The sequence below is a fragment of the Salinibacterium sp. NG22 genome (genome assembly GCF_015864925.1).
Lineage (GTDB): Bacteria > Actinomycetota > Actinomycetes > Actinomycetales > Microbacteriaceae > Rhodoglobus.
Genome location: NZ_JADYWG010000001.1, coordinates 523853 through 547843 on the forward strand (window position 1 = coordinate 523853; position 23991 = coordinate 547843).

General features: G+C 60.9%; 21 protein-coding genes. 7 read left to right on the top strand and 14 right to left on the bottom strand.

Going from position 1 to position 23991, the window contains the following annotated elements; genetic code table 11:
- Window positions 1–33: 33 nt before the first annotated feature.
- The 6 genes from I6E81_RS02550 to I6E81_RS02575 all read right to left on the bottom strand — a co-directional run bounded on the left by I6E81_RS02550 (window position 34) and on the right by I6E81_RS02575 (window position 9550).
- The gene (locus I6E81_RS02550; protein WP_197105844.1) at window positions 34–1701 is read right to left on the bottom strand and encodes a DUF2142 domain-containing protein; all 1668 of its coding nucleotides are present in this window, start codon (window positions 1699–1701) and stop codon (window positions 34–36) included.
- A 117-nt stretch (window positions 1702–1818) separates the two neighbouring features.
- Window positions 1819–4194 carry a ComEC/Rec2 family competence protein gene (locus I6E81_RS02555; protein WP_197105845.1) on the bottom strand — a complete coding sequence of 792 codons (2376 nt, stop codon included), beginning with the start codon at window positions 4192–4194 and terminating at the stop codon, window positions 1819–1821.
- Window positions 4191–4781: a ComEA family DNA-binding protein gene (locus I6E81_RS02560; RefSeq protein WP_307784083.1), complete on the bottom strand. Its 591-nt coding sequence runs from the start codon at window positions 4779–4781 to the stop codon at window positions 4191–4193. Before I6E81_RS02560 ends, I6E81_RS02555 begins: the two co-directional genes overlap by 4 nt.
- Window positions 4782–4960: 179 nt before the next feature.
- Complete coding sequence (locus tag I6E81_RS02565; RefSeq protein WP_197105846.1) at window positions 4961–5341, bottom strand: hypothetical protein; 381 nt, start codon at window positions 5339–5341, stop codon at window positions 4961–4963.
- A 23-nt stretch (window positions 5342–5364) separates the two neighbouring features.
- Window positions 5365–7971: a leucine--tRNA ligase gene (leuS, locus tag I6E81_RS02570; protein ID WP_197105847.1), complete on the bottom strand. Its 2607-nt coding sequence runs from the start codon at window positions 7969–7971 to the stop codon at window positions 5365–5367.
- A 175-nt stretch (window positions 7972–8146) separates the two neighbouring features.
- The gene (locus I6E81_RS02575) at window positions 8147–9550 is read right to left on the bottom strand and encodes an anthranilate synthase component I family protein (protein WP_197105848.1); all 1404 of its coding nucleotides are present in this window, start codon (window positions 9548–9550) and stop codon (window positions 8147–8149) included.
- 11 nt (window positions 9551–9561) lie between these two features.
- Here I6E81_RS02575 and I6E81_RS02580 point away from each other — a divergent pair, with 11 nt between their 5' ends.
- Both I6E81_RS02580 and I6E81_RS02585 read left to right on the top strand, forming a co-directional pair.
- A complete protein-coding gene (locus tag I6E81_RS02580) occupies window positions 9562–10326 on the top strand; it encodes an aminotransferase class IV (protein ID WP_197105849.1) in 765 nt (254 codons plus the stop codon).
- Between the two features lie 73 nt (window positions 10327–10399).
- The gene (locus I6E81_RS02585) at window positions 10400–11080 is read left to right on the top strand and encodes a DedA family protein (RefSeq protein ID WP_197107131.1); all 681 of its coding nucleotides are present in this window, start codon (window positions 10400–10402) and stop codon (window positions 11078–11080) included.
- Between the two features lie 83 nt (window positions 11081–11163).
- Here I6E81_RS02585 and I6E81_RS02590 read toward each other — a convergent pair whose 3' ends face one another.
- The 5 genes from I6E81_RS02590 to I6E81_RS14585 form a co-directional block, all read right to left on the bottom strand.
- The gene (locus I6E81_RS02590) at window positions 11164–12075 is read right to left on the bottom strand and encodes an ABC transporter substrate-binding protein (RefSeq protein WP_197105850.1); all 912 of its coding nucleotides are present in this window, start codon (window positions 12073–12075) and stop codon (window positions 11164–11166) included.
- A gap of 2 nt (window positions 12076–12077) precedes the next feature.
- Window positions 12078–12830, bottom strand: a complete 753-nt coding sequence (locus tag I6E81_RS02595) for an ABC transporter permease (RefSeq protein ID WP_197105851.1) — start codon at window positions 12828–12830, stop codon at window positions 12078–12080.
- Complete coding sequence (locus tag I6E81_RS02600; RefSeq protein WP_197105852.1) at window positions 12827–13504, bottom strand: ABC transporter permease; 678 nt, start codon at window positions 13502–13504, stop codon at window positions 12827–12829. Before I6E81_RS02600 ends, I6E81_RS02595 begins: the two co-directional genes overlap by 4 nt.
- Window positions 13501–14328, bottom strand: a complete 828-nt coding sequence (locus tag I6E81_RS02605; RefSeq protein WP_197105853.1) for an ABC transporter ATP-binding protein — start codon at window positions 14326–14328, stop codon at window positions 13501–13503. The genes I6E81_RS02600 and I6E81_RS02605 overlap by 4 nt, the downstream gene beginning before the upstream one ends.
- Before the next feature lie 129 nt (window positions 14329–14457).
- Window positions 14458–15108 carry a TetR/AcrR family transcriptional regulator gene (locus I6E81_RS14585; protein ID WP_197105854.1) on the bottom strand — a complete coding sequence of 217 codons (651 nt, stop codon included), beginning with the start codon at window positions 15106–15108 and terminating at the stop codon, window positions 14458–14460.
- 103 nt (window positions 15109–15211) lie between these two features.
- Here I6E81_RS14585 and I6E81_RS02615 point away from each other — a divergent pair, with 103 nt between their 5' ends.
- The 4 genes from I6E81_RS02615 to I6E81_RS02630 all read left to right on the top strand — a co-directional run bounded on the left by I6E81_RS02615 (window position 15212) and on the right by I6E81_RS02630 (window position 19923).
- Window positions 15212–15895, top strand: coding sequence for an SOS response-associated peptidase (locus I6E81_RS02615; RefSeq protein WP_197105855.1), 684 nt, complete (start codon window positions 15212–15214; stop codon window positions 15893–15895).
- A 59-nt stretch (window positions 15896–15954) separates the two neighbouring features.
- Entirely contained in the window at window positions 15955–17007 is a 1053-nt protein-coding gene (locus I6E81_RS02620) for an App1 family protein (protein WP_197105856.1), read from the top strand.
- 79 nt (window positions 17008–17086) lie between these two features.
- The gene (locus I6E81_RS02625) at window positions 17087–18883 is read left to right on the top strand and encodes a glycoside hydrolase family 15 protein (protein WP_197105857.1); all 1797 of its coding nucleotides are present in this window, start codon (window positions 17087–17089) and stop codon (window positions 18881–18883) included.
- Window positions 18880–19923 carry an FUSC family protein gene (locus tag I6E81_RS02630; RefSeq protein WP_197105858.1) on the top strand — a complete coding sequence of 348 codons (1044 nt, stop codon included), beginning with the start codon at window positions 18880–18882 and terminating at the stop codon, window positions 19921–19923. The genes I6E81_RS02625 and I6E81_RS02630 overlap by 4 nt, the downstream gene beginning before the upstream one ends.
- A 25-nt stretch (window positions 19924–19948) precedes the next feature.
- On the opposite strand, the gene I6E81_RS02635 is transcribed toward I6E81_RS02630, so the two are convergent.
- Window positions 19949–21139, bottom strand: a complete 1191-nt coding sequence (locus I6E81_RS02635) for a glycoside hydrolase family 3 N-terminal domain-containing protein (RefSeq protein WP_197105859.1) — start codon at window positions 21137–21139, stop codon at window positions 19949–19951.
- Window positions 21140–21172: 33 nt separating this feature from the next.
- Window positions 21173–21643 (bottom strand): hypothetical protein, encoded by a 471-nt coding sequence (locus I6E81_RS02640; protein ID WP_307783856.1) that lies wholly within the window; start codon window positions 21641–21643, stop codon window positions 21173–21175.
- Between the two features lie 68 nt (window positions 21644–21711).
- Between I6E81_RS02640 and I6E81_RS02645 the strand changes: the two genes are divergently transcribed.
- The gene (locus I6E81_RS02645) at window positions 21712–22533 is read left to right on the top strand and encodes a UbiA family prenyltransferase (RefSeq protein WP_197105861.1); all 822 of its coding nucleotides are present in this window, start codon (window positions 21712–21714) and stop codon (window positions 22531–22533) included.
- Between the two features lie 51 nt (window positions 22534–22584).
- Here the strand turns inward: I6E81_RS02645 and I6E81_RS02650 are convergent, their stop codons facing one another.
- Window positions 22585–23970 carry a DHA2 family efflux MFS transporter permease subunit gene (locus tag I6E81_RS02650; protein ID WP_197105862.1) on the bottom strand — a complete coding sequence of 462 codons (1386 nt, stop codon included), beginning with the start codon at window positions 23968–23970 and terminating at the stop codon, window positions 22585–22587.
- Window positions 23971–23991: the final 21 nt, after the last annotated feature.

Here is a 23991-nt window from a genome sequence, read left to right on the forward strand (position 1 = left end):
TTAGAACTGCAAACCCAGCCTAATGCCGGGCACCTACATCGGGGCTTTTCCGTGCCCTTCTGCACTCACAGTGCTGTCAATCGAACCCGGCTGAGCTATGGAATTAGTCGATTGACTACGAATGTCAGTGAGATCCGCCGCGAAACCGTCGGGCTTCGCGAGCGAAGAATGCGCGATGTACGCGCCGACGAGGATAGCGAGGGCCGAGCCGGTCAGCGCAATATAGACGAACAGAGGAATGCCGAAGTAGTGCGTCACAGCTTCCAGCCCCGGCAATGCTGGCGAGTACCCATTCGGCCACGCACTAATCAACAACCACGCAATGTTTGCCCAGGCGATCGCTGCGCTTCCAGCGACAACGGACACGAAGAGTCGATTCCTCTTCTGAAGCGACAATTTTCTCCCCAGAATGCCGACAAACCCCGCGAACACCATTGAGTAGGCCACGATGCCCGCGAATACGTAACGACCTTGGACGCCTCTTTCCGCTACGCCATACGTCTCGTAAACGGTGTAGGAGTTAGCGAAGAGAGTCGCGACAATAATTGCGGGAAACAAGAAGAGCAGTAGCGTGATTCCCCGGTTGCGCGAGTACAGCGCCACCACAACAAACGCGATCATGAAGGCCACGCCAGCGCACCCCAGAATCACAGCGGGAAGCTCATTTCCTCCGTCAACTGGACGAATACCGCGGGCCCAAAATAGCGAGTTGAATCGCAACCAAAAGTTACCAACGTAGCTAAACATGTTGATGTTCTCGAGGGGATCGTCGAGTGGAATTCGGAGGCTACCCGACACGCTGGGCTGCACGGATCCGAGCAGTATGAGATTTCGTATCCACCACCATCCACCCATGAGCGCCGCAATAGATGGCGCGATCAAAGCGACAACGGCGCCCTGTGTCTTCGTCGGTTTCTTCGAGAACGCGGCGAGAAACGAAAGCCAGACAAACAGCGGAATCGCGAAAAGCGCGAACCCTTTAGTGAGAAGAGCCACTCCCAACAAGACGCCCGCTCCGGCTAAGAGGCCATAGGGTTTCGCGCTCGTCTTCCACGCTCGAACGAGCAGGTATAGCGCACCGCTGATCGTCGGTACCAAGAGCGTGTCGTTCGAAACAAGCCCCCCAAAACCCGTGAAGAAGGGGATCGACAGCAATGCATAGCCCCCGACAGCGCCTAGCGAGCGGGAGCCAGTTATCAGTCGAACAGTTCCTGCAATCGCTGGCACCGACAAACTGACGAGGAAAGCAGAGAAGATTCTCATCAGCAGAATAGCTTGATCCCACCTCAAACTATCAAGGTCGGTCATCGCTACAACGCCCGCCGTAAGAAAGTAGTAGGCCGGAGGATGCTGGACCATGTTGTCGATCTCTGCCGACGACAGGACAAAATCAGGTTCCGCAAGAACGTTAGAACGGTCCTGCGCAAGAGGGACCTGATCGAAGTCAGGAGCACTTCCTAAGGCGCGACCAGACTCGAGCCACGCAAGATCAACTGCCGGCATCACCCGAGCCGTGTACGGAAGCGGCCAACCGCCACCGTCGACCACGCGAACTACGGAGTTGTAGTGGTTTTTCTCATCTGGCCCTCCAAAAAACGGGACAGTTATCGCGGAAAGAACCCCGGCAAGAAACACAAGAAGCGTTGCTGCCGCGATATGAACGAGATACACGCGCTCGCTGGCTTTTCGTTTTTCTCCCACGCACAGATTCCTAGCCTTGATGTGTGAGCGCCACCCACTGCCGCCCCAAAACATCCTCCAGCTTAGTAGTGCGGGTGCGCCGCCACGATTCCTGGAGCAGCCATGCGCCGACCATCGCTAGTGTGAAACGGCTGCTCCCCGTTCAGACCACAAAGAAACCACTCCAGCGCGCCTGGTAGGTGACACTAAAACCAGTCCGCTGAGATCGCTCCGCGCCACCGCGGTGCCTGCATCGTCGAGCATGGCGAGGGCATCAGCGGTTGGATGCCCGTAGCCGTTCTCCGCTCCGACTCCGATGAGTCCGAGGGTGGCCTTTAGCTCGGTGTAGAGGGCCGGGTATTGATCGCCAGAGCCATGATGGCTGACTTTGACGACATCCACTGGCCTGAATGTCTGAGCCGCGGTGAGTCGCGCTTGAGCACTCTCGCCAAGGTCGCCGAGGAACACGGCGCTGAGGCACTGCTCCACGCAATCGGGTCGCGGACGAAACTCGATGACTACGCTGGCGTCATTTCCGGGTTCTATGCCGGACAGTTGCGTAGTCGGCCACAAGATGCTCCACTGCAGTTCCCCGAGCTGACCACGGTCTCCCGCGTGAACCTCCGTTACCGCTGCCCCTGCGGCCGCGAGAGCCTCCAGCACAGCCTCGTCTTCTGGTGAACTGACCGGACCAACCACGGCAGCGCCTACCCGCCCTACGACTGTCTCAGTCCCGCCGACATGGTCGTGATCGAAATGGGTCAATACCAACAGGTCAATGTGGTCTATTGATAACCGTTCCAAGCAACTTTCGAGAAGTTCAGGCTCAGCGCCGGTGTCGATAAGTGCCGTTGTGCCGCCGCTACGAACGACGACCGCGTCTCCCTGCCCGACATCGCACTGCGCGAACTGCCAGTCCCTCGGCCAGGTCACGGCGGCGCTCACGGCTGAGCCCGCCACGACAGCAAGCGCACACGTGGTTGCGATCGCGAGCAACCTCAGCGCGTGGGCCCGCCAGACGCCACTGGCCACGAGGGCCGCGAGGAGAAGTGCCGTCAGGACGCTGAGCGTCACGACGCCCACCCAACCGTCCCACCAAGGAATGCGGGCCCACGGCGCTTCTGCAAAGAACTCCGCCACCGCCGCGACCCAGGCGGAGGGAAGCCACGCAATCCACATGAGCGCTAATCCGATCAGCGGAATCACGGAAAGCGCCACGCAGGCCGCGAGGCCAACCACCGTAGCGATGGGCGCTGCGGGTGCCGCCAACATGTTGGCGAGAACTCCATAGGTGGGCAACGAGGGCTGCAACAGGAGCAGCACGGGCTGGCAGGCCAGCTGGGCGGCCAACGGTACGGCGATCACCAGTGACAGCCACCGCGGCATCCAACGCCCCAAAGACTGCGAGAGCGGCTCGGCAAAGAGCAGAAGGCCTGCCGTGGCGAACACCGAGAGCACGAACGCGAAGTTGCGTGATAGCCATGGGTCGACAACGAGGAGCGCGATCGTCGCGAGTGACAGCACCGCCATTCCTCGGATCGGCCGGCCGCTGCCGAGCGCGATCAGCACGAACGTTGCCATGAGTGCTGCGCGCAGCACACTCGGATCGGGAGTGACAACAATCACGAATGCAAGCAGCACAAGGATCGAGAGCCCGATCCGCACCACGCGTTGGGCTCCTAGTCTTCCCCCGAGCGCCATGATGAGGCCGACGACTATTGCGCAGTTCGCGCCCGAGACCGCCGTGAGGTGACTCAACGAGCTTGTCTTCATGGCGGCATCCAGATCATCGCTCACGGCGCTTGTATCGCCGATAGCGAGCCCGCCCAGAAGTTCCCCACCACCACCCGGCAACGACGAGGTGGCAGTCGCAAACGTGCGTCTCAGTTGATTCGCCCAGTCGAATTGCCAGTCAGGATCGGCCCGCCACTCTGGCGCGTCAGTAGCGAAGAGCAGCACTGCCCGCCCATCGCCCGGGGCAGTGCTCGCCAAGGTACCCGTGACCGTGAATGTGACGCCGATCCCCCACGGTTCGCGGTCGCCATCCGATGTGTCTAGAGCGGGCTTCGGTGCAGCAGGCGCGGCATCGACCCCACCAAAGCCGCTACGTTCCGTGAAGATCAGAGCGGGCGACTCGAGTTGGATTGATTCGCCGTCGGCCTCGAGAGTGGTGATGGTTGCCTGAAAGAAGTCGGCGCTGTCCCTGACGGCAGAGGTGGTTGTCGCGATGACAGTAACCGTCGTGTGCTTCGCAGCCAGCTCGCCCAGCGCCTCGGGCTGACGTGTCTCAGCATGAACAGCGACGGACGTGGAGCACAACGCGGCCAGAGCACATCCCAAGGCGACGCTCGCGAAAAAACGCCGTTGGCTCAGCAGCGCACCCGCAATGAGCGCCCCGGCAGCAAGCCACAATGCGATGGCGACAGCAGGCGCCCACCCCGGCACCCCAATCACGACAACGGCAACAAGCCACGCAGCCGCTACGGGCAGGCTGAGCCGCAGGTCGAGATTCATACCGTGACCAGGTCGCGCAACCCGTCGAAGGTAGCGTCTCCGATTCCGGCGACGTTGCGCAGATCATCGATGCTCGTGAAGCGCCCGTTTGCCTCACGCCACGCCAGAATGCGAGCGGCCATCGCGGGCCCGATACGAGGCAGCGTATCGAGGGCTGCGGCATCCGCGGTATTCAGGTTGACTCGTCCATCGGATGCCGTGGCCGCGGCAGCCTCGTCGCCAGCTGCGGGCACGGCGAACTGCTCTCCATCAGTCAACACACGCGCCAGATTGAGTTGATCCCGCTTCGCGTCTTCGGTGAAACCCCCAGCGGCAGCGATCGCGTCGATCACGCGTGATCCCTCAGCCAGCTCGAAGAGCCCCGGGCGAGCCACTGCCCCAGTAACGTGCACAAATAGCGCGGGCGATTCCACCACGAACTCGTCGTCACCCGAGCCCAGTTCACCGCGCGCAATCTCTACGGCAGTGGGGCTGCCTGTGAGTGCGGTCGCGAGCACGGCGCAGCCGAGCGCAACGAGCACCACCACGATGACAGCGCCAACGCGCACCCGTAGCCGCGCTTTACGGGCCTGCTCAAACTCTTCCACCCCCACAAACTAAACGCGCCCCGATCGCTCGGAGCGCGCCTAGTTAAAGGATGTGGAGTGTCTTAGCCTTCGGCTGGTTGTTGACGAGTCGCGATACTCCCGACCTTCCGCGCCCACACAATGATCTCGACAATTTCGCAGACACTCTGACAGAGCGTTGTGAAAGTCAAAAACCTCTCTCAGCCGTTGAGGACCGACTCATACTCACGGGCTGCGAGCATCATGTCGTCTTGGGTCACGTATGACCAGTCGGTTAGCAGCCGCGGTCGGGCCGTTTCGGCGCCCCGCTGACACACGACATCATCATGCCAGTCGTCGTTCATCGTGGGAGACCAACTACACCGCCACGGTGTGGCGACGCTGTCGTCGCTGGGTGTTTCCGACTCCGGCTCAATCGCTTCCTTCTCCGGACGCTCCAGATCTTGGATCTCGTCGCTGCCCAGTATCCCGGAGAGCCCCAATGGGGTCAGCCAACCGAACATCCAAAGCATTCCAACCAAGAAACCGATGATCATTACGAATCCGAACACACGGCCGAAAAAGTTGAAAACTTTCGACATGATTCTCCCCCTCGAAGCCTGGCTTAGCCGTCGGCGGGCTGTTGACGAGTCGCGATGTTCACGATCTTGGGAGCGCGCACGATGACCTTGACGATCTCGCGGTCACCGACGGTGCGCTTGACGGCTTCGGATGCCATGGCAAGAGCTTCGAGGTCGGCACCCGCAATCTTGGGCGAAACTTCGAGGCGGTCACGAACCTTGCCATCAACCTGCACAACAGCAGTCACTGATTCCTCAACGAGGAGCGACGGGTCGGCCTTGCGCCAGCCCGCGAGAGCAACGGTGGGCTCGTAGCCGAGCTTCTCCCACATCTCCTCTGCGGTGTGAGGCGCGAAGAGGCTCAGCGCGATGGTGATAACTTCGGCTGCTTCACGCACGGCTGCGTCGCCGCCGCCGGCACCGGTGTCGATCGTCTTGCGCGTCACGTTGACGAGGTCCATGATGCGAGCGACGAGCACGTTGAACTTGAGTGACTCGGCGAGACCGGGGCCATCGGCGAGGAAGCGGTGGGTGGCGCGACGCAGGGCCGGGTCGCCCGTCTTCCACTCGATCTCGGGGGCACTCGTGACATCCCGCACAACACGGAACGCGCGAGCCAGGAACTTGTGCGACGCCGCGGGCGACACATCTTCCCAGTTGATGTTTTCCTCGGGCGGGCCAGCGAAGGCCAGCGTCAAACGAAGCGCATCGGCACCGTGCTCGGCGATTTCGCCCGAGAACGTGACAGCCTTGCGGCTGCGCTTCGACATCTTCTTGCCCTCAGACAGCACCATGCCCTGGTTCAGCAGCGCGCTGAAGGGCTCAGTGAAGCTGACGTAGCCGAGGTCGAACAGCACCTTGGTGATGAAGCGCGAATACAGCAAGTGCAGAATCGCGTGCTCAACGCCACCGACATACTGGTCAACCGGAGCCCACTTCTCTGCTTCTGCGGGATCGAATGCCTGCTCAGAGTCGTTCGGCGACAAGAACCGCAAGAAGTACCACGAGCTGTCGACAAACGTGTCCATCGTGTCAGCGTCGCGAAGAGCTGGGCTGCCATCGCGCGGGTCTTCAACGTTGATCCAGTCTTCGGCGGCGGCGAGAGGCGACTTGCCCTTCGGCTTCAGGTCGAGACCCTCCGTCGACGGCAGTTCAACAGGCAGCTGATCGAAGGGAACCGGAATCAGCTCGCCATCCGAACCGTGGATGATCGGGATGGGGGTTCCCCAGAAACGCTGGCGGCTGATCAGCCAGTCACGCAAACGGTACGTCTTCGCAGCACGACCGGTGCCAGCAGCCTCAAGCTGCTCCACGATCTTCTTGATCGCATTGTTCTTGCTCAGACCATCGAGAGGGCCCGAGTTGATCATGCGGCCATCACCCTGCAGCGACTTGCCTGTCTCGCGCGGGTTCAACGGCGGCAGGTCATCCGGGAGGATAGCCATGCCGTTTTCGTCGAGCTCGAGAACAGGAATCAGGCCAGTGATCGGCGCATTCGTGTCGAGAACGACACGCACCGGCAGGTCGAACTTGATCGCAAACTCAAGGTCGCGCTGGTCGTGGGCAGGCACTGCCATAACCGCGCCGTGACCGTAATCAGCCAGCACGTAGTCGGCAGCCCAAATCGGGATGCGTTCGCCCGTGACCGGGTTGATGGCAAAGCGCTCGAGAGGAATACCGGTCTTCTCGCGACCGGCATCCTTGCGCTCAATCTCCGTCTGCTTCTGCGTCTGCTCGAGGTAGCTAGCGAATGACGCCTTCACGTCATCGCTCGCAGTCTCCACGAGTTCAGCCGCCAAGTCACCGTCGGGGGCGACGACCAAGAAGGTCACACCGTAGAGAGTGTCGGGGCGCGTGGTGAAGACCGTGACCTTCTCGTCACGACCCTCGATCTCGAAGTCGACATCCGCACCGACCGAGCGGCCGATCCAGTTGCGCTGCATCGTGAGAACCTTCGACGGCCATGCGCCCTCAAGCTGGTTGAGGTCGTCGAGCAGACGGTCGGCGTAGTCGGTGATCTTCAAGTACCACTGCGTGAGCTTCTTCTTGACAACGACGGCGCCGGAACGCTCGGACGTGCCATCAGCCAGAACCTGCTCGTTCGCGAGAACAGTCTGATCTACCGGGTCCCAGTTGACCCAGGAATCCTTGCGGTACGCGAGGCCCTTTTCGTACATCTTGAGGAACAGCCACTGGTTCCACTTGTAGTACTCGGGGTCGCTCGTGTGCAGAACGCGATCCCAGTCAAAGGAAACGCCATAGAGCTTCATGCTCTTCTTCTGCTGGTCGATGTTGTCGTACGTCCAGCCACGAGGGTCGATACCGCGCTCGATGGCGGCATTCTCGGCGGGGAGACCGAAGGAGTCCCAGCCGATGGGGTGCAGAACGTTGAAACCGCGCTGACGCCAGTAGCGTGCCGCGATGTCACCAAAGGCATACGCCTCGGCGTGGCCCATGTGCAGGTCGCCCGAGGGGTACGGGAACATGTCAAGAATGTACTTGCGCGGACGCTTGTCGTCCGGGTCGCTCGTCGCGAACGGCTTGAGCTCTTCCCACTTGGCTTGCCACTTGGCGTGGATGGCGGCTACATCGTAGTCCGAGGCACCATCGCGGTCGTCGTGTGCACCAGCAAAGTTGGGCTGCTCAGTCACGTAAACACTCTCAATTCGTTACAGGGAAGATCTAAGATTACCCAACTCACGGCCGCGCTCGAGGGGGCCAAAAAGTGTCGGGCAATTCCATTGTCTATGAGTTGACGTCTCTCACAGTACACAGCCGCACGGTAGACCGGTCGTTCACTACAGCCGAGAGCGGATGCACGGGGCCCTAGCCGGCCGGAACACCGAGCACTCGCAGCAGTGCTGCCGCCTTCAACTTGACCTCGGCGAGCTCTTCGTCAGGCACCGAGAGAGCCGTAATACCTCCGCCGGCGCCGATCGTTGAGCCCCGAGCATCCATGACGATGGAGCGGATGACCATAGCTAGGTCTACGGCACCGTCGAGCCCCACATACCCGAAGACCCCGGCGTAGATGCCGCGCGGAGCACGCTCGAGAGTGTCGAGAATGAGGGTCGCCGAATGTTTGGGGGCGCCCGTCATTGATCCCGCCGGGAAGGATGCCTCGATCGCGTCGACGGTACTGACATCAGAGCGCAATTGACCCCGGATGGTGCTGACGAGCTGGTGCACAGTGGCGTAGCTTTCCACGGCGAACAGCGTCGGCACCGTAACGGACCCGACCTCGCAGACACGACCGAGATCGTTGCGCATGAGGTCCACGATCATGAGGTTCTCGGCGCGTTCTTTGTCGCTCGCGAGAAGCTCGGCGGCAAGCCGCTGGTCTTCCGCAGGATCGGTGCTGCGGCGACGGGTGCCCTTGATGGGCTTCGTCTCAATCAGCCCCGTGGGATCGATTGCCAAGAACTGTTCGGGCGTTGAGCTGAGCAGGGCGGTCTCCCCCACCTGCAGGAAGCCGCCGTGATGGCTCGGGTTTACCTGCCTCAAGGCGAGGTACGTCGCTACCGGATCGGCGACGTGGTCGACGTGCACGCTCGTCGTGAGACACAACTGATAGGCATCGCCCTCAACGATCGACCGCTGGCAGGCCGCGATCATTTCGAGATACTCGGAGTCGGAGTCGCGCCAGACGGCGAGGGGCACGGGCGCTGAAGTCGGCGCCGGGGCTGGGTCCGAGCCAAAGGTTACTAGCGGCGCCGCGGCTGGAGCTGTGGGGCGCGTCGACGCGGCCTCTACGAGCGCCGCGATACGCTCGCGCCACTGCGCGAGCTCTCCCGTCCAACTCTCGCCGAGAGCGAGCAGGCTCAGCGACTGAGACCCGTGATCAAAAACAATGACGCGGTCTACCCACAACCAGGCGGCATCCGGGGTCGCTGCGGGTGTCGTGATGGGCACACCGAGGGATTCGCCGCGCAGTTCGTAGCCCAGCCACCCGATCCAGCCCAAACGGAAGCCAGCGGGGGCGGCGGAGTGATCGACCTCCGGCATGGTGAACTCGCGCCGCATCCACTCGAAAACAGGTTCGTTGAGATCAGTGCTCAGCACGGCTCTGCTCGACACAGCGAGATAGCTGCGCCCAGAGTGAGCCGCAGCACCGCTGTCGAGCCAGACTGCGCCAGCAGCATCCGAAGCGCACTGCGCCATAAGTTCGCTAAACACCGCCGCGGGATCAACCCAGCGCGGCAGGTCAGCAGTCAAGACGCGAGAGCGCATAACCTAAGCCTATGAGTGCGGACGCAATATATCGGTGGCAGAACGACAAACTCCTCGAGATCTCACCTCAGGAGGTGCCGGCAACCCCGATGATCGTTGCCGATTCGTGGCTCGTCATGTCAGGTTCGGTGCTCGCCCTCAATCTTCACCGCCAACGATTTCTGGATGCCGTACCCGCCAGCCAGCAAGAAACTGCCGACAATTTTTTCACGGCTGCGATCGCCGCTCTCCCCCGCGCTGGCACGTGGTTTCCGCGTGTAGAGCTCCGCGGAGCCGAGTTCTTTCTGCGCTTGCGCGCGAACCCCGAACTTCGCCGTTCCGCCACGGCTGCGAGCTTTCAGGGTGATGACCCGCGCACTGAACCCACGGTGAAGGGCCCCGATATCGACGCGATGGGAGCGTTGCAGGCGGGAGCCCGCGCCCACGGAGCAGACGAAGCGATACTCCTCACCGAAGAGGGCTACGTCATCGAGGGTGCCTATAGCGCTGTGTTGTGGTGGCGCGGCGAGATCCTGTGCGGCCCACCGACAGAATTCGAGCGAATCGATAGCGTTACGGCGCGCAGCGTCCTCACCTTGGCGCGGGCGCTCGGGCTCGATACTCACGAAGAAGCAGTGACCCCGGCAGAACTGGAGGGCACCGAAGTGTGGGTGGTGAATGCCCTGCACGGCATCCGTATTGTCTCGAAATGGATCGATGGCCCGGAGCTGGCTGAAAAGCCTGGTCGCCTCGAACAGTGGCGCACGCGGCTTGGCGCTCTGGCTCGGCGAATTTAGCCAGTTCGCTTTCGGCTTCGCTCGCTAGGCTCGATCTGTGCATCTCGTTGACCTCGCCCTAAACACTGAGCCGATCGCTGCCGCTGGTGGCTTCAGTCAGTGGGTCAATGATGCGCTGAGCTACATTCTCGACACGGTGCAGTCGGTCGACCCGGTCCTGCGCACGGTTCTGGCTGGCGTTGCCATCATGTTGGAAACTTCGATCTTGGTTGGCCTTCTGGTGCCCGGCGACACCGTCGTGTTAGTGGCGAGCAGCGCGGTAGGCAGTGTGTTCGAGGCGAGCATCCTGATCGCCGTCGTGATTGTGGGAGCCCTCATTGGCGAGAGCGTTGGTTTTGCTCTCGGACGCTATTTCGGCCCCAAGATTCGGCACTCGCGGCTGGGTAAACGCATTGGCGAACAACACTGGGTGCAGGCCGAACGTTATCTCGGACGCCGCGGTGGCATTGCCGTCTTTATCTCGCGATTTCTTCCCGTGCTGCACTCGCTGATTCCCGTAACAGTGGGCATGAGCACGATGCGTTACCGCACCTTTATGGCGTGGACCGTGCCTGCGACGAGCATCTGGTCGATCGCCTACGTTTCGGTCGGCGCGCTCACGGCAGGCAGTTTTCGTGAGCTTCTCGATCAACTCCACTACGCGGGCTACGTCTTCGTCGCGATCGTCGCGGTTCTCGCCATCGGCACCGTGATCGCCAAAAAACTGCTGCACCGCTCGCAACAGCGTCACATGGAACATCAGGACAGCGAATAGGCGTTAACGACCGAGGGGCGGATGCACGTGCATCCGCCCCTCGGTGCTGGACTAGCCAGCAGTGTGTTGTTTTTTAGCCTGCGTTAGCTCAGACCGTTTTCGCTCAACCATGCGCTAGCGATGTCGTCGGACGACATCTTGTCAACGGTGCTCTGCACGTTGAGAGCAACAAGGCCCTCGGGCGTGAGCTTGGCGCTCACAGCGTTGAGTACGTCAGCAACAGAGTCAGCGATATCTGCATTGACGATCGGAACTACGTTCGAAGCCAAGAACAGGCCCTCGGGGTCGGCCAAAGTGACAAGGCCTTCCGTCTGGATGCGCGGGTCAGCGCTGTACACGTTGGCCATATTGATCGTTCCCGCTACGAGGGCGTCAACCGTGGTGTCACCGGTGGCCGTAAAGCCGACGGTGGCGCCGTACACGTCCTGGAGTCCTGCGGGACCGTAGGGACGCTCTTCGAGTTCAGCGTTTCCACCGAGCTGAAGGTCACTGACACCCGCGAGATCCGCAAGAGTCGTCAACGAGTTGTCGGCGGCGAAGTCAGCAGTCACGTTGTAGGAGTCCTGATCGGTGGCAGATGCCTGATCGAGAACGGTGAGACCCTCAGGAAGTGCGCCAGCGAGCTCTGCATAGACCTCGTCTGAAGCGGTAGCCGTGGTGTCGGCGCTGTAGAACTGGAGAAGGTTTCCCGTGTACTCGGGCATGATGTCTACTTCGCCGCTTTCAAGAGCAGGAAGGTAGGCGTCGCGCTGACCGATCTGGAACTGACGCTCCACATCAAAGCCGGCGTTTTCGAGTGCCTGCGAGTAGATTTCCGCAATGATTTCGTTGGAGTAATAAGCCTGCGATCCTACGACGATGGTGTCGCTAGAGGCGTTGTCATCACTCGATCCAGTGTCCAGGGGATCACTAGTTGCACACCCTGACAGGGCAATTGCAACCCCGACCGCGGCGGCGCCAAGCGCGAGCCGGCCTTTGTTCTTAGCTGTGAACATTTCTATCCTCTTCTTTCTTGGGCAACTTTTGCTGCCACCGGACGTCGTCGAGGTGACGACGTTCGGACATCTTTAGCACGCCCAGCCGAAACTCCGCGGGGAATCGCGAATTGCTGGAGGAGTGCGAAAACACCATCGAGCACGAGCGCTAACGCCGCAATGAGTAGTGCGCTGCCCAGCATCTCGTCATAGCGCTGAAGCGGTAGCCCGCGGAAAATGTATATCCCGAGACCGCCGAGACCCACGTAGGCCGCGAGAGTTGCCGTCGCGACCACCTGCAGGGTTGCGGCGCGGAGCCCACCGATCAGCAGTGGGAGCCCGAGCGGAACCTCCACCTTCCACAGGATCTGCCATTCCGTCATGCCGACTGCACGAGCAGAATCGATCACTCGACGGTCTACCGCCTCAATTCCCGCATAGGCACCGGCCAAAATCGAGGGAATAGCGAGCAGTACAAACGCGGTGATCGCGGCGAGCTGGAGTTGGACCGAGGTTACGCCGATCAACAACACGAGAAGCAGGATGAGCCCGAACGACGGTAGCGCTCGTGCCGCTCCTGACAGCCCGACAGCAAAGTCGCGACCCTTGCCCGTGTGCCCGATGTAGAAGCCGAGCGGCACTGCAATGAGCGCCGCGATAATCACGGAAATGGAGGTGTAAAAAAGGTGTTCTTCGAGACGCAACGGGATGGCGTTGCTGCCCTCAAGGCGCTCAGGAGAGAACAGCCACTGCAGCGCTTCGGCGAGAAGGTTCACGCGGGTGCTCCTTCCAGTGCGGGAGCAGGCGACTTCTTCTTCGAAACAGAAGCCCACGGCATGAGCAGCCGCCCAAGAAGCACAAGCCCACGGTCAATGAGCAATGCGACGATCACGGTCATGACCACGCCAGCGAAGATCTCTTCCAGAATGCGACGCTGAAAGCCGTTAGTGAAGAGGTAGCCGAGGCTCTCGACACCGATCAGGATTCCGACGGTAACCAGACTCACCGTCGACACCGCGGCGACACGGAGGCCGGCGAGTACGACGGGGCCCGCGAGCGGAAAGTCCACAGTCCAGAAACGACGCCAGCCGCCGAACCCGACGGCGGTCGCTGATTGACGGATTGCAGGGTCAACCGAGGCCAGAGCATCCGCCACCGAGCGAGCCATGATCGCCACGGCATACAGCGTGAGCGCGATCGTGATGTTGAGCTCGCTCAAGAAGCTGATGCCCAAGAAGGGTGGAAGGATCACGAAAAGCGCGAGCGAGGGAATCGTATAGAGCAGACCAGCGAGGGTCAGCAGGATGCCCCGAGTGAGCTTGAAGCGATACGCCAGCCACCCGAGGGGGATCGAAATGAGGAAGCCAAGAACGATCGGCAAAATACTCAACCGAACGTGTTCGAGCGTGAGGCCCCAGATCAGATCAAGATTATTGATGATCCAGGTCACGCGAGCTCTGACCCTCCTACAAGAACGCCGGCGCCGCGGCCTTCACTGTCGACAAGAATCGTGCCGTTCGCGGTTTTCTTGAGCGTGAGCGCACGCTTGCCGCGGTCGGTGCCAATGAAATTGGCCACAAAATCGCTGGCAGGAGCTGCCATGATTTCGGTGGGGCTGCCAACTTGAGCGATCTTGGCGCCCTTTTCGAGAATGACAACCTGATCGCCGAGCAAGAATGCTTCGTCGATGTCGTGCGTCACAAACACGATCGTTTTATCGAGCTCATGCTGCAGCCGAATAGTTTCTTGCTGCAACTCCGCTCGCACGATCGGGTCAACCGCGCCGAAGGGCTCATCCATCAACAGGATGTTGGGGTCGGCGGCAAGACCGCGCGCCACACCGACGCGCTGCTGTTGCCCACCTGAAAGCTGACTCGGGTAGCGGTCTGCCAAACCGCGGCCGAGGCCAACCGTATCGAGCAGTTCGAGCGCTTGCTCGCGCGCCTTCTTTTTCGGCACGCCACTAAGCATGGGCACCGTAGTGACGTTATCGATCACTTTGAAGTGCGGAAGAAGCCCGGAGTTCTGCATAACGTAGCCAATGCTGCGCCGCAGAGCTACGGGTTCTTTGCTCATGATGCTGACGCCATCGATCTCGATGTCGCCGTCCGTGGGATCGACCATGCGGTTGATCATTCTCAGCAGCGTTGTCTTGCCGCTGCCGGACGAGCCGACGAAGACCGTAATCTTGCGTGACGGAATCACGAGATTAAAGTCTTCTACGGCCACGGTCCCATCGGGGAAACGCTTGGTTACTGCTCGAAATTCAATCATAATTTCGGCTCATTCCTCGCGCCTCTACGCGGATCGACACTTGCCAGCACTATTAGCTAAACAGTATTCGACGCCGCTGTCATTCCCGATTGGGCATAACTAAGGCAAATTCGCAGAGAGCGAACTGAACTACCAGCCGATGTTCTCCACAATGAAGCCTCGAACATACGAGGTGCTCACCGTAATGAATTCGTCATCGCCCTGGGGGTTCATCAAGAATGCGCGCGCCACAAGGGCATCACTCATCTCGAGAGCCGCTTCAAGCGTGAACCGCGTTGCCGCAGAGTTCTCTACGCCAAAACGAGCCGACAGTGCTTCAACGATGCGCTCAGCAACCAACGACTTGTGCGTGCGGCCGTTCGGCAGCGGGCGCAAGTCAAGTTGATCTCCTACGCGCAATCCGCGGAAGCCCGGTTCGGTGCGGTACGTGTAAATAACGGACTCGAACGCGGTGCTCAGCGCTGTACGCCAGTCAGTGTGGGCTGGGTCGTTAATCGCATCCGTGATGCGAGTCATGACGCGCTCAAAGTTGCGCGAACCCAAAGCCTGAAGCAGAACGATGCGGTCGGGGAAGTAACGGTAAACGGTACCGATCGACGCTCCCGCGCGTTCGGCAACCATAGCGGTGGTGAGTCGCTCAATGCCGACCTCGTCGACGATGGATGCAGCTGCATCAAGTAGTGCGGTTAAACGAGCTGTGCTTCGTGCTTGCACGGGCTCGTTGCGTAGCGAGACTGCTGGTTCAGTCACGATTTCAACGGTGCTTGTTTGTGCGGACACAATGGCCCCCTTCTCGGTGTCTGATCAATCCTAACCTTTAGAACGATTGTTCTACGTGGGGTAGAAGCTCACTTTTTCTGACAAAGAGCCGTAAAATCCATATATGTGCGGTCGATTTGCTATGGACGACACGGTGAATCAGATGATCACCGAATTTGTTTCGGCGACCGGTAGACCACCTGAGGAGTGGCAAGCTGACTGGCTAGCGACCCCCATCGTGCGGCCGACCGATCAAGTGCCGATCCTGCTCAAGACGGTGAGCGACCGCGACGATTCGGAGTCAGAGGTGATCCCCCGAGCCGCACTCGCCCAGTGGTGGCTTACTCCCCCGTTCTCTCCCGTACTGCGCGGAAAGTATCCAACCTTCAACGCTCGCAGCGAGACAGTGACCGAGAAACCTACTTTTCGCTCCGCCGTAATCAACCAACGTGCCGTGTTGCCCGCGATCGGGTACTTCGAAACGCAAAAGAGCGGGCCGAAGCCTGTTCCCTATTACATAGCGCCGCCCCAAGGACTCCTCTTCTTCGCCGGCCTCTACTCATGGTGGAAAGACCCCGCAGCCGACCCGAGTGATCCCGCACGCTGGCATCTGACGACCACAATGTTGACGCAGGCGGCAACCGGAGCACTTGCCGACATCCACGATCGGATGCCGGTCATTGTCGCTAAGGACGCCATCGACGAATGGATCGACCCTCACACCCGTGGTGACCGGTTATTGGTCGACGCGATGGTTACCGCATCCGCAACGTTGAGTGAACAATTGCGCGCTGAGCCGCAGCGTTAGGCCACCGGAGCGAACGCATGTGCACCCCGGATGACCACCAGTCGCCCTAGGCTGGAGTAATGGCTCGAACCAGCACATCCAGCACTCCGTCGAAAACGGCGGGCGAGTTCCTTCATCGAGCCGCCCGCATCGAGGATTCGTTTCACCGGTGGCGCGAACGTCGTGGTCGCAAGCGCGGCCTCACCACCACGATCATCCCGTACAGCAGTTATGGTGCTCCCGGCTGGGCCCGAGTGCTGTGCCGTGTAGTGCTGACTCGAGGAACCGAGACATCAAAGAAGCGCGCCGAGAAAGTACGTGGCTGGCGCAGTTTCTTCAGCATCCCCGTTGATGACGAAGTCGTCACCGTGACCATCGGCGGAACGAAAGTGGAAGTCACCCCGAGCCGCGGTGGCGTTATTGATACTCAAATTAGTGCCACCCTCAGCCCCGGCTGGCAGACCGCCACCCTTGATTCCGCTGGTGCGGAGCCCGCGACCGCCCACATCTTCGTAGTGGACCCCCAGTCGACTTTCGGCGTGATCTCTGACGTCGATGACACCGTCATGGTTACCGCGCTTCCTCGCCCGCTTCTCGCCGCCTGGAACACCTTCGTGCTCGACGAACACGCCCGACGCCCGGTAGCGGGCATGGCCGTGCTGTACGACAGGATCGCTCGCGCGAACCCCATCGCTCCCGTGATTTATCTCTCGACCGGCGCGTGGAATGTGGCCCCAACTCTCACTCGCTTTCTTCGGCGCAATCTCTACCCGCGCGGAGCAATGCTGCTCACCGACTGGGGGCCAACCCACGATCGTTGGTTCCGCAGCGGCGCTGAGCACAAACGTGCCGAGCTGCGACGTCTAGCCGCAGAGTTTCCGAACGTGAAGTGGCTCCTTGTAGGCGACGATGGCCAACATGACGAAGAGATCTATGGCGAATTCGCTCGTAGTCATCCCGACAACGTCTCCGCCGTCGCCATCCGCCAGCTCTCGACCGGTGAAGCAGTTCTCGCCGGTGGACGTAGCCGGTCGGCAGAGGACGAAGACACGTCCTCGATCCCGTGGCGTTTTGCGCCAGACGGTGCACGCCTTGCTATTGAGCTGCGTGAACTCGGTCTCATCAACGACTAACGTCACATTTTTTGTTAAATTTGGCGCACGATGCACCGATGTACAGGGTCACGGCCTTTTACGCTGCAATGATTGAACAATGGCGTTACCTATCGAAGACTATGCCCTCATCGGCGACTGTCAGACTGCTGCCCTCATCGGAAAAGACGGCAGTATTGACTGGCTGTGCTTTCCGAGATTCGACTCCGCATCGATGTTTGGAGCGTTGCTTGGCAACGAGGACCATGGCCGCTGGTTAGTGGCTCCGCGGGCGAGCGTGGATGCTCCCGCTACCGTCACGACCACGCGCAAGTACCAAGACAACACCTTCATCCTCGTCACCAACTGGGTGACGGAAGACGGCGAAGTTGAAGTCACTGACTTCATGCCGCACGGCAACCGGCGGGCCGATGTCATCCGCCGCGTGCGCGGAATCCGCGGCAGCGTGGAGATGTACGCAGAACTGTTGATTCGCTTTGGCTACGCCACCGCTTTGCCGTGGCTGCACCAAGCGCCCGAATCGGGCGGTCACGCCATCATCGGCGTTGCTGGTCCCGATGCCATCGTTGCTCGCGGCGTTGAGATGCACGCGTCAGACCACACGCACCGTGGTGAATTCACCGTGAGCGCTGGCGAGGTTCGCGACTTGACCATGACGTGGTACCCCGCGCACCGCAATCCACCCGCCGAGGTCAACGTGGATTCTGTGCTCGAGACCACAAGTCAGTGGTGGCTCAACTGGTCGGCTCATTGCGAGCCGACGGAACAGTATCGCGAGATCGTCAAACGATCGCTACTGGTTCTCCGCGTGCTCACCCACGAAGACACCGGCGGAATCGTGGCTGCGGCGACGACCAGTCTCCCGGAGTGGTTCGGCGGCACCCGCAACTGGGACTACCGCTACGTCTGGCTCCGCGACGCGGCACTGACTCTTCACGTTCTGCTCGACCACGGTTATGTTTCCGAGGCCGAAGACTGGCGCCGGTGGTTGCTCCGCGCCATTGCTGGTGACCCCGCCGATGTTCAAATTATGTACGGACTGTCGGGAGAACGTTGGCTCGAAGAGCGCGAACTCACCTCTCTGCCCGGCTACGAGGGCGCGTCGCCCGTTCGTGTGGGCAACGGCGCGTTCGACCAGTTCCAAGGCGATGTTTTTGGCGAAGTTATGGTGGCCCTTCAGGCTGCTCGACGCTCCGGCGTGCACGAGAACGACTTTTCGTGGCCCCTGCAGCGTGCCCTCATGTCTCACGTTCAAGACAATTGGAAACGCCCCGATAACGGCATCTGGGAGATCCGCGGGCCAGAACGTCACTTCACTCACTCTCGCGTCATGCTGTGGGCCGCGATGGACTGCGCGATCACTGCCGTCGAAGAGTTCGGTCTCGATGGCCCCATTGAGACGTGGAAAGAGATCCGCGAAGAGATTCACCAAGAAATCGAGCGCGAAGGCTGGGATGCCGAACGCGGCACCTACACGCAGTATTACGGTGGCACCGGAGTCGATGCGTCGCTACTGCAACTCCCCCAGGTCGGCTACCTTGCCGCTGATGACCCCCGCATGCTGGGAACAGTCGCTGCGATTGAAGAAGAGCTGCTCTCCGATGGGCTCGTGTTGCGCTACCTCACCGAAAGTGGCGTCGACGGGTTGCCTGATGGCGAAAACCCGTTCCTCACGTGTTCCTTCTGGTTGGTTGAGCAGTACGCCTCCTCCGGCCGGATGGATGATGCGACGACTCTCATGGATCGTCTCGTCGGCTTTGCGAACGACGTCGGACTCATCAGCGAGGAATACGACACCGTGAACAACCGCCAGGCGGGAAACACCCCTCAAGCACTCAGCCACTTGGCACTCGTGCGCGCCGCCGATGCAATTTCGGAAGCAAAGATGCCCCGGTGAAGTTTGTAACGACGCTTGTTATTGCACGTCGTTCTCCGCTGCTGCAGGTAGTTAAAACATCTGTCGCAGCAATTATTGCGTGGCTTGTAGCGGGCTTCGTCGTGCAACAACCGCTTCCCATTTTCGCCGCGATCGCGGCGCTGCTTGTGGTGCAGCCCAGCGTCACGCAGTCGATCGAAAAGGGCCTCGAGCGCAGTATCGGTGTGGTCGCGGGAGTCGTTATCGCTCTCGGGGCCGGGCAACTCTTCGGAGACTCCAGCTGGGTCATCCTGATGGTGATCGTGCTTGCAGTGGTGCTCGCGTGGGCGTTGAAACTCAGTGCGGGGTCTGCCAACCAGATTCCCATCAGTGCCATGCTCGTGATTGCGCTGGGTGGCCAGAATGCTGAATATGCCGTTGATCGCATAATCGAGACGATCATCGGTGCCATGATCGGTCTCATCGTGAACCTTGCGATTGTTGCGCCCGTCATCGTGAGCCCCGCGCACACTGCGGTGTCACTGCTCACGAAGCACACCGCCGCTGCGCTGGAATCCCTCGCTTCCGCACTACGCTCACCAAAAACGGATGCCGAACTCGATGTTTTGCTTGCCGACTCACGCCACCTCAAAGAGCTTCGCGACGCCGCCGCCGCCGCCCTGCGCAAGGGTGCGGACAGCCTGACGTTGAATCCCCGGCGCAGCAAACACCACCGGATGCTGCACCGCGACCGGGAGCTCTTCGCGATGCTCACCGTGCTTGTGACACGAACGCTCGGGATGGCGCGTGCCATTCACGACCGCTACGACTCCGACCTCGCGACCGACCCCGTTGCGCTCTCCATCGCGGGCGAGCTCGAACGCGCCGCCCACGACCTGCGGCTGCGTGGCCGTTCCCCGAGCGAGCGAGAAACCGCGCCTCCGACGCGGGAATTACTCACGCTCACCGCTCCGCTCACGGTGTTGACACCGCATCCGCAGCACTGGATCTTGATCGGTTCACTACTGGAGGATGTTCGTCGCGTGCACGAAGAAATCGTCGGCGACAAGCCAACCGGCTAGCAATTGAGCCGGCGAGCGTCGTTCGTCAGCCTGCGATCGTGACGCAGTCAGCGAGACAGTGTACGAAGCGACCGGTCTCGCCCGATAGGCCGCGGCGCAATTCGAGTAGCTTCAGCGCAGCCTCGTCGATGACAGCTTCGTCGAGTTCACCCTCATCAATAGCGTGCGACACGGCCGTCACGATGCCGGAAGCATCAACAGCGCCGACATACAGGAGCATCGTGTTGCCCGCCCCGATAGCGCGCACCGCGTTAGCGATCTGGTCGGAATATTCCGCTACTCCGGAGCGCTCGAGCATGCCCATGTCATCGGTGATTGACACCCCGTCAAACCCCAGATCGTCGCGCAGGATGTCATGCCAGCGTGCCGAAAAGGTGGCCGGCTCCGGGTCAACCGCGGTGAACTGAAGGTGCCCAAACATCACGAGCGGTGCGCCGGCGGCGATGCCGTCTTCGAACGGCACCGCGTGAGTGGATTTCCAGTCGTCAAATGACAGCGCAGTCGTCGGAATACTCGAGTGTGAGTCCCCCGCCGCTGCCCCGTGACCCGGAAAGTGTTTGAGAGTGGAAAGAATCGGAGATTCACCCTCCACCGCCTCGGCGACGCGAGCCCCGGCATCCGCCCCCGTGCCGCCAAACGAGCGTTCGTAGATAAAGCTTGATTGGTCGCTTGCCACATCGGCAACGATTCCGAAGTTGACTGATACCCCCACCGACTCGAGCAGGGCGCCGCGTTGGGCAAAGGCGTCGAAGGTGGCTTGCGGGTCACGATCGCGCAGTTCATTGGCCGATGCCGCATCATCCGTCGGAACGCGACGCACGATGCCGCCCTCCTGGTCGGTGGCGACCAATACTGGCAAGCCAGCCTCGTCACTGAGTGCTGCGGTGTCCGCGGTGAGCTGGCTGAGCGTGCTCGGGATGTTGTCGCCCATCAGGATGAAGCCACCGACATCCGCGAACTCCGCGCTGATCCGCTCGGCCGGAGACACTCCCGGAATGTGCACCATGAGCATGCTCAAGACTTTTTGCCTCACCGTCATCGTGGAGAGACGATCGCGGGCATACTGCGCAATCGGATCGGCCTGCACCGGATCCGCACGCGGCGCAAAGGTCGGTGCTGGCACGACGGCAGATTGCGTGGTGGCCGTGCAGCCGACGAGCGCGACGGCGACAGCAAGTGCGACCGCAAACGCAGGAAGTCGGCGCGCACTCGTCATGCTGCGATGGTACCCGGGATCAGAAAACCGAGGTTAAGAAAGCCACGTGAGGGAGGCGAAATCTTCGGCGGTGAGGCCAAACTCGTCTGTTGCATGGGCGACCGTCGTGCGCACGTCGGGCACCTCGACATTTTTGCGCGTAATGATGTCGATCCCCGACGGGGTAAGCCTCGACCGCGAGAACCGCAACACAACGGTGTCGAAAGCGTCATCGGCCCCGACTACCTGCCAGCGGCTCGTCAACACTTTGAGCCAGCCCTGACCGCGCCACACAAATTCGTCGCCCAGCAGCCGGTCTGTGCCCACGATTGTCTTCGTTTCGCCGGAACGGGTGGTGTAGCTGACTGTGTCGGAAAGCGTGAGCTCTTCGCCCTCTGCAGGCTCATAGGTGAACTCAGGATTATGACGGGTGCCATCGAGCCACATCGGAAAATTGGTCGCCGCAATCGCCCACGTACCTGGCAGCTTGGCGGCGAGCACCGAAGCATCAAAAACATCACTCACAGGATCAACATAGGACACAATGTCTGTGAGTAAGCATCACGACTCGTGCCAAACGTTACTCTTGCCTCATGTTGCGCGCCCTTGCCCGGTCCACCCACCCTGGACCCACCGTTGCCGTAACCCTCATTGCGTGCGCGTTGGCGTGGGGTGCCGGCCTCGACGGCTGGCGCGTTGCTGTAGTGACGGTCATGATTCTGCTCAACCAGATCTCCGTTGGACTCTCCAACGACTGGCTTGATGTCGCCCGCGATCGCCGCACCGGACGCACAGACAAACCCATCGCGAGCGGCGAAGTGTCGACACGACTCGTGGCGACCATTGCCATCGTCTCGGCAGTGGCATCCGTCGGTCTGTCGTTGACTCTTGGCCCGCTCGCCGCTCTCGCCCATGCCGTCTTTCTCGCCAGCGGCTGGTTCTACAACCTCGGACTGAAGTCGACGGCTGCCTCCGTCGTGCCGTACATCACCGGCTTCGGAGCCCTGCCCGCCATCGTGACACTGGCCGCGCAACCGCCGCACCTCGCAGCGGCGTGGGTGATCGCCGCCGGCTCGCTGCTCGGCGTGGCCGCGCACTTCAGCAACGTGCTTCCGGATTTGGAGGATGATCGGGAGACCGGTGTGCGGGGGTTGCCGCACTACCTTGGCTCCCGAGCATCCGGAATCATCATTGCGGTCAGCCTCGTGGCCGCATCGCTCACCATTGTGTTCGGACCGGGCACACCACCCACCATCGTCGGCTATCTCGGCGTCGCCGCGATCCTCGCGATTGCCGTCGTGAGCCTGACGCTCATCGCCCGCAACATCATGAAGCGGATGCTGTTTCGCCTCAGCATCGCCGCGGCGCTGATTAGCGTGGTGCTCTTGTTGCTGTCGGCACCGCAGCTCAGCTAACGCGCTCGGCTGAGCCGCCGAACAGCAGAGCAACCGAACCGCAGAGCGGCCTCAGGACAGCGGCGGAGCGGCATCCGGAATCGCAGGATCTACCGAAGAGGCATTGCGGATGCCTAGGAACGACACCAGCGCCCCGGCGAACAGCAGCGATGCCATCACGATGACAACCCGGTGAAAGTTTTCGGGAGCAAGCGGCCCCACGACGATCACACCGATGAGGGCGACGGTGATGAGCCCAGCGATGCGGGACACGGCATTGTTGACGGCAGAACCGATGCCGGCCTGTTCCGCGGAGATCGCCCCCAAGATCGCTGACGTGAGTGGAGCAACGGTCATCGACATGCCCACGGCGAAGAGAAGCACGCCCGGCAAGACCTCGGTGAAGTAGTTCACCGTCTCTCCCATCCCCAAGAACGTGATGTAGCCGCTGGCACCCAAGAGCGGCCCGAGCGTCATGAACCAGCGAGGCCCATACCGGCCGCTGAGCCGCCCAAAGTAGGAAGAAAGCAGGATGATGCCGATCGACGATGGCAAGAAGGCCAGCGCCGCAAAAGTGGCCGAGTAGCCCGCCACTTCTTGCAGGTAGATGACGACGATGAAACCGCCGAGCGCCAGCCCACCGTAAATGAACATCGTGGCGATATTGCCCATACTGAAATTGCGGTGGCGGAACAGCTCGAGAGGCAACATGGGCTGCGGCGCCCTGCTCTGCCAGAACACGAAAGCGACAAGGCTCAGGATGCCGACCACGAGAGGTACGAACACGACGGGGCTCCCCCAGCCGTAGTTCCCTTGCTCGATGAGCGCGAAGACGGGGCCGCCGAGACCGACGATTCCCAACACTGCACCCAGGTAATCGATGCGGGTATTGGCCTTACGTTCGTCTTTGTGACCGAGCAACACGATCATCCAGAGGGTGACGGCAATCGGGATTACATTGATCGCGAAGACAAGGCGCCAGCTCAGAAGGTCGACGAAGAGTCCACCGAGAACGGGCCCGACGAGAAAGGCGGCGCTCGTCCACGCGGTCCATTGGCCAATCGCGTGCGCCTGAGCAGCACCCCGGAACGACGACATGATGAGCGCCAGCGAACTCGGAACTAACAAGGCTCCAGCCACCCCTTGCAGTCCACGGAACGCAATCAGAAATTCTGCCGTCGGCGCGACCGCGATCAACAGCGACGCCACCCCAAATCCGATAAGCCCGACGCGCACAATCACGATGCGGCCGAAAACGTCGGAGAGTGACCCCGCCAACAGAATGAGCGAACCGAGCGTAATGAGATACGCATCGACAACCCACTGCTGCGTGCTCAGCCCACCGCCCAACTCAGCACTGATCGCCGGAAGGGCAACGTTAATGACAGAGCCGTCGAGAAACGCTACAAAGGACGCGAGAATCGCGACAACGAGAACGAAACGCTGATTGCGGAGCATAGAAGAATTCAACACCGATCT

Coding starts and splice junctions, on each gene's coding strand:
- I6E81_RS02625 (WP_197105857.1), top strand. CDS start 17,087: ATGGCGTTACCTATCGAAGACTATGCCCTCATCGGCGACTGTCAGACT.
- I6E81_RS02650 (WP_197105862.1), bottom strand. CDS start 23,970: ATGCTCCGCAATCAGCGTTTCGTTCTCGTTGTCGCGATTCTCGCGTCC.
- I6E81_RS02565 (WP_197105846.1), bottom strand. CDS start 5,341: ATGTCGAAAGTTTTCAACTTTTTCGGCCGTGTGTTCGGATTCGTAATG.
- I6E81_RS02575 (WP_197105848.1), bottom strand. CDS start 9,550: ATGCGCTCTCGCGTCTTGACTGCTGACCTGCCGCGCTGGGTTGATCCC.
- I6E81_RS02620 (WP_197105856.1), top strand. CDS start 15,955: ATGGCTCGAACCAGCACATCCAGCACTCCGTCGAAAACGGCGGGCGAG.
- I6E81_RS02635 (WP_197105859.1), bottom strand. CDS start 21,139: ATGACGAGTGCGCGCCGACTTCCTGCGTTTGCGGTCGCACTTGCTGTC.
- I6E81_RS02590 (WP_197105850.1), bottom strand. CDS start 12,075: ATGTTCACAGCTAAGAACAAAGGCCGGCTCGCGCTTGGCGCCGCCGCG.
- I6E81_RS02555 (WP_197105845.1), bottom strand. CDS start 4,194: ATGAATCTCGACCTGCGGCTCAGCCTGCCCGTAGCGGCTGCGTGGCTT.
- I6E81_RS02615 (WP_197105855.1), top strand. CDS start 15,212: ATGTGCGGTCGATTTGCTATGGACGACACGGTGAATCAGATGATCACC.
- I6E81_RS02645 (WP_197105861.1), top strand. CDS start 21,712: ATGTTGCGCGCCCTTGCCCGGTCCACCCACCCTGGACCCACCGTTGCC.
- I6E81_RS02605 (WP_197105853.1), bottom strand. CDS start 14,328: ATGATTGAATTTCGAGCAGTAACCAAGCGTTTCCCCGATGGGACCGTG.
- I6E81_RS02580 (WP_197105849.1), top strand. CDS start 9,562: ATGAGTGCGGACGCAATATATCGGTGGCAGAACGACAAACTCCTCGAG.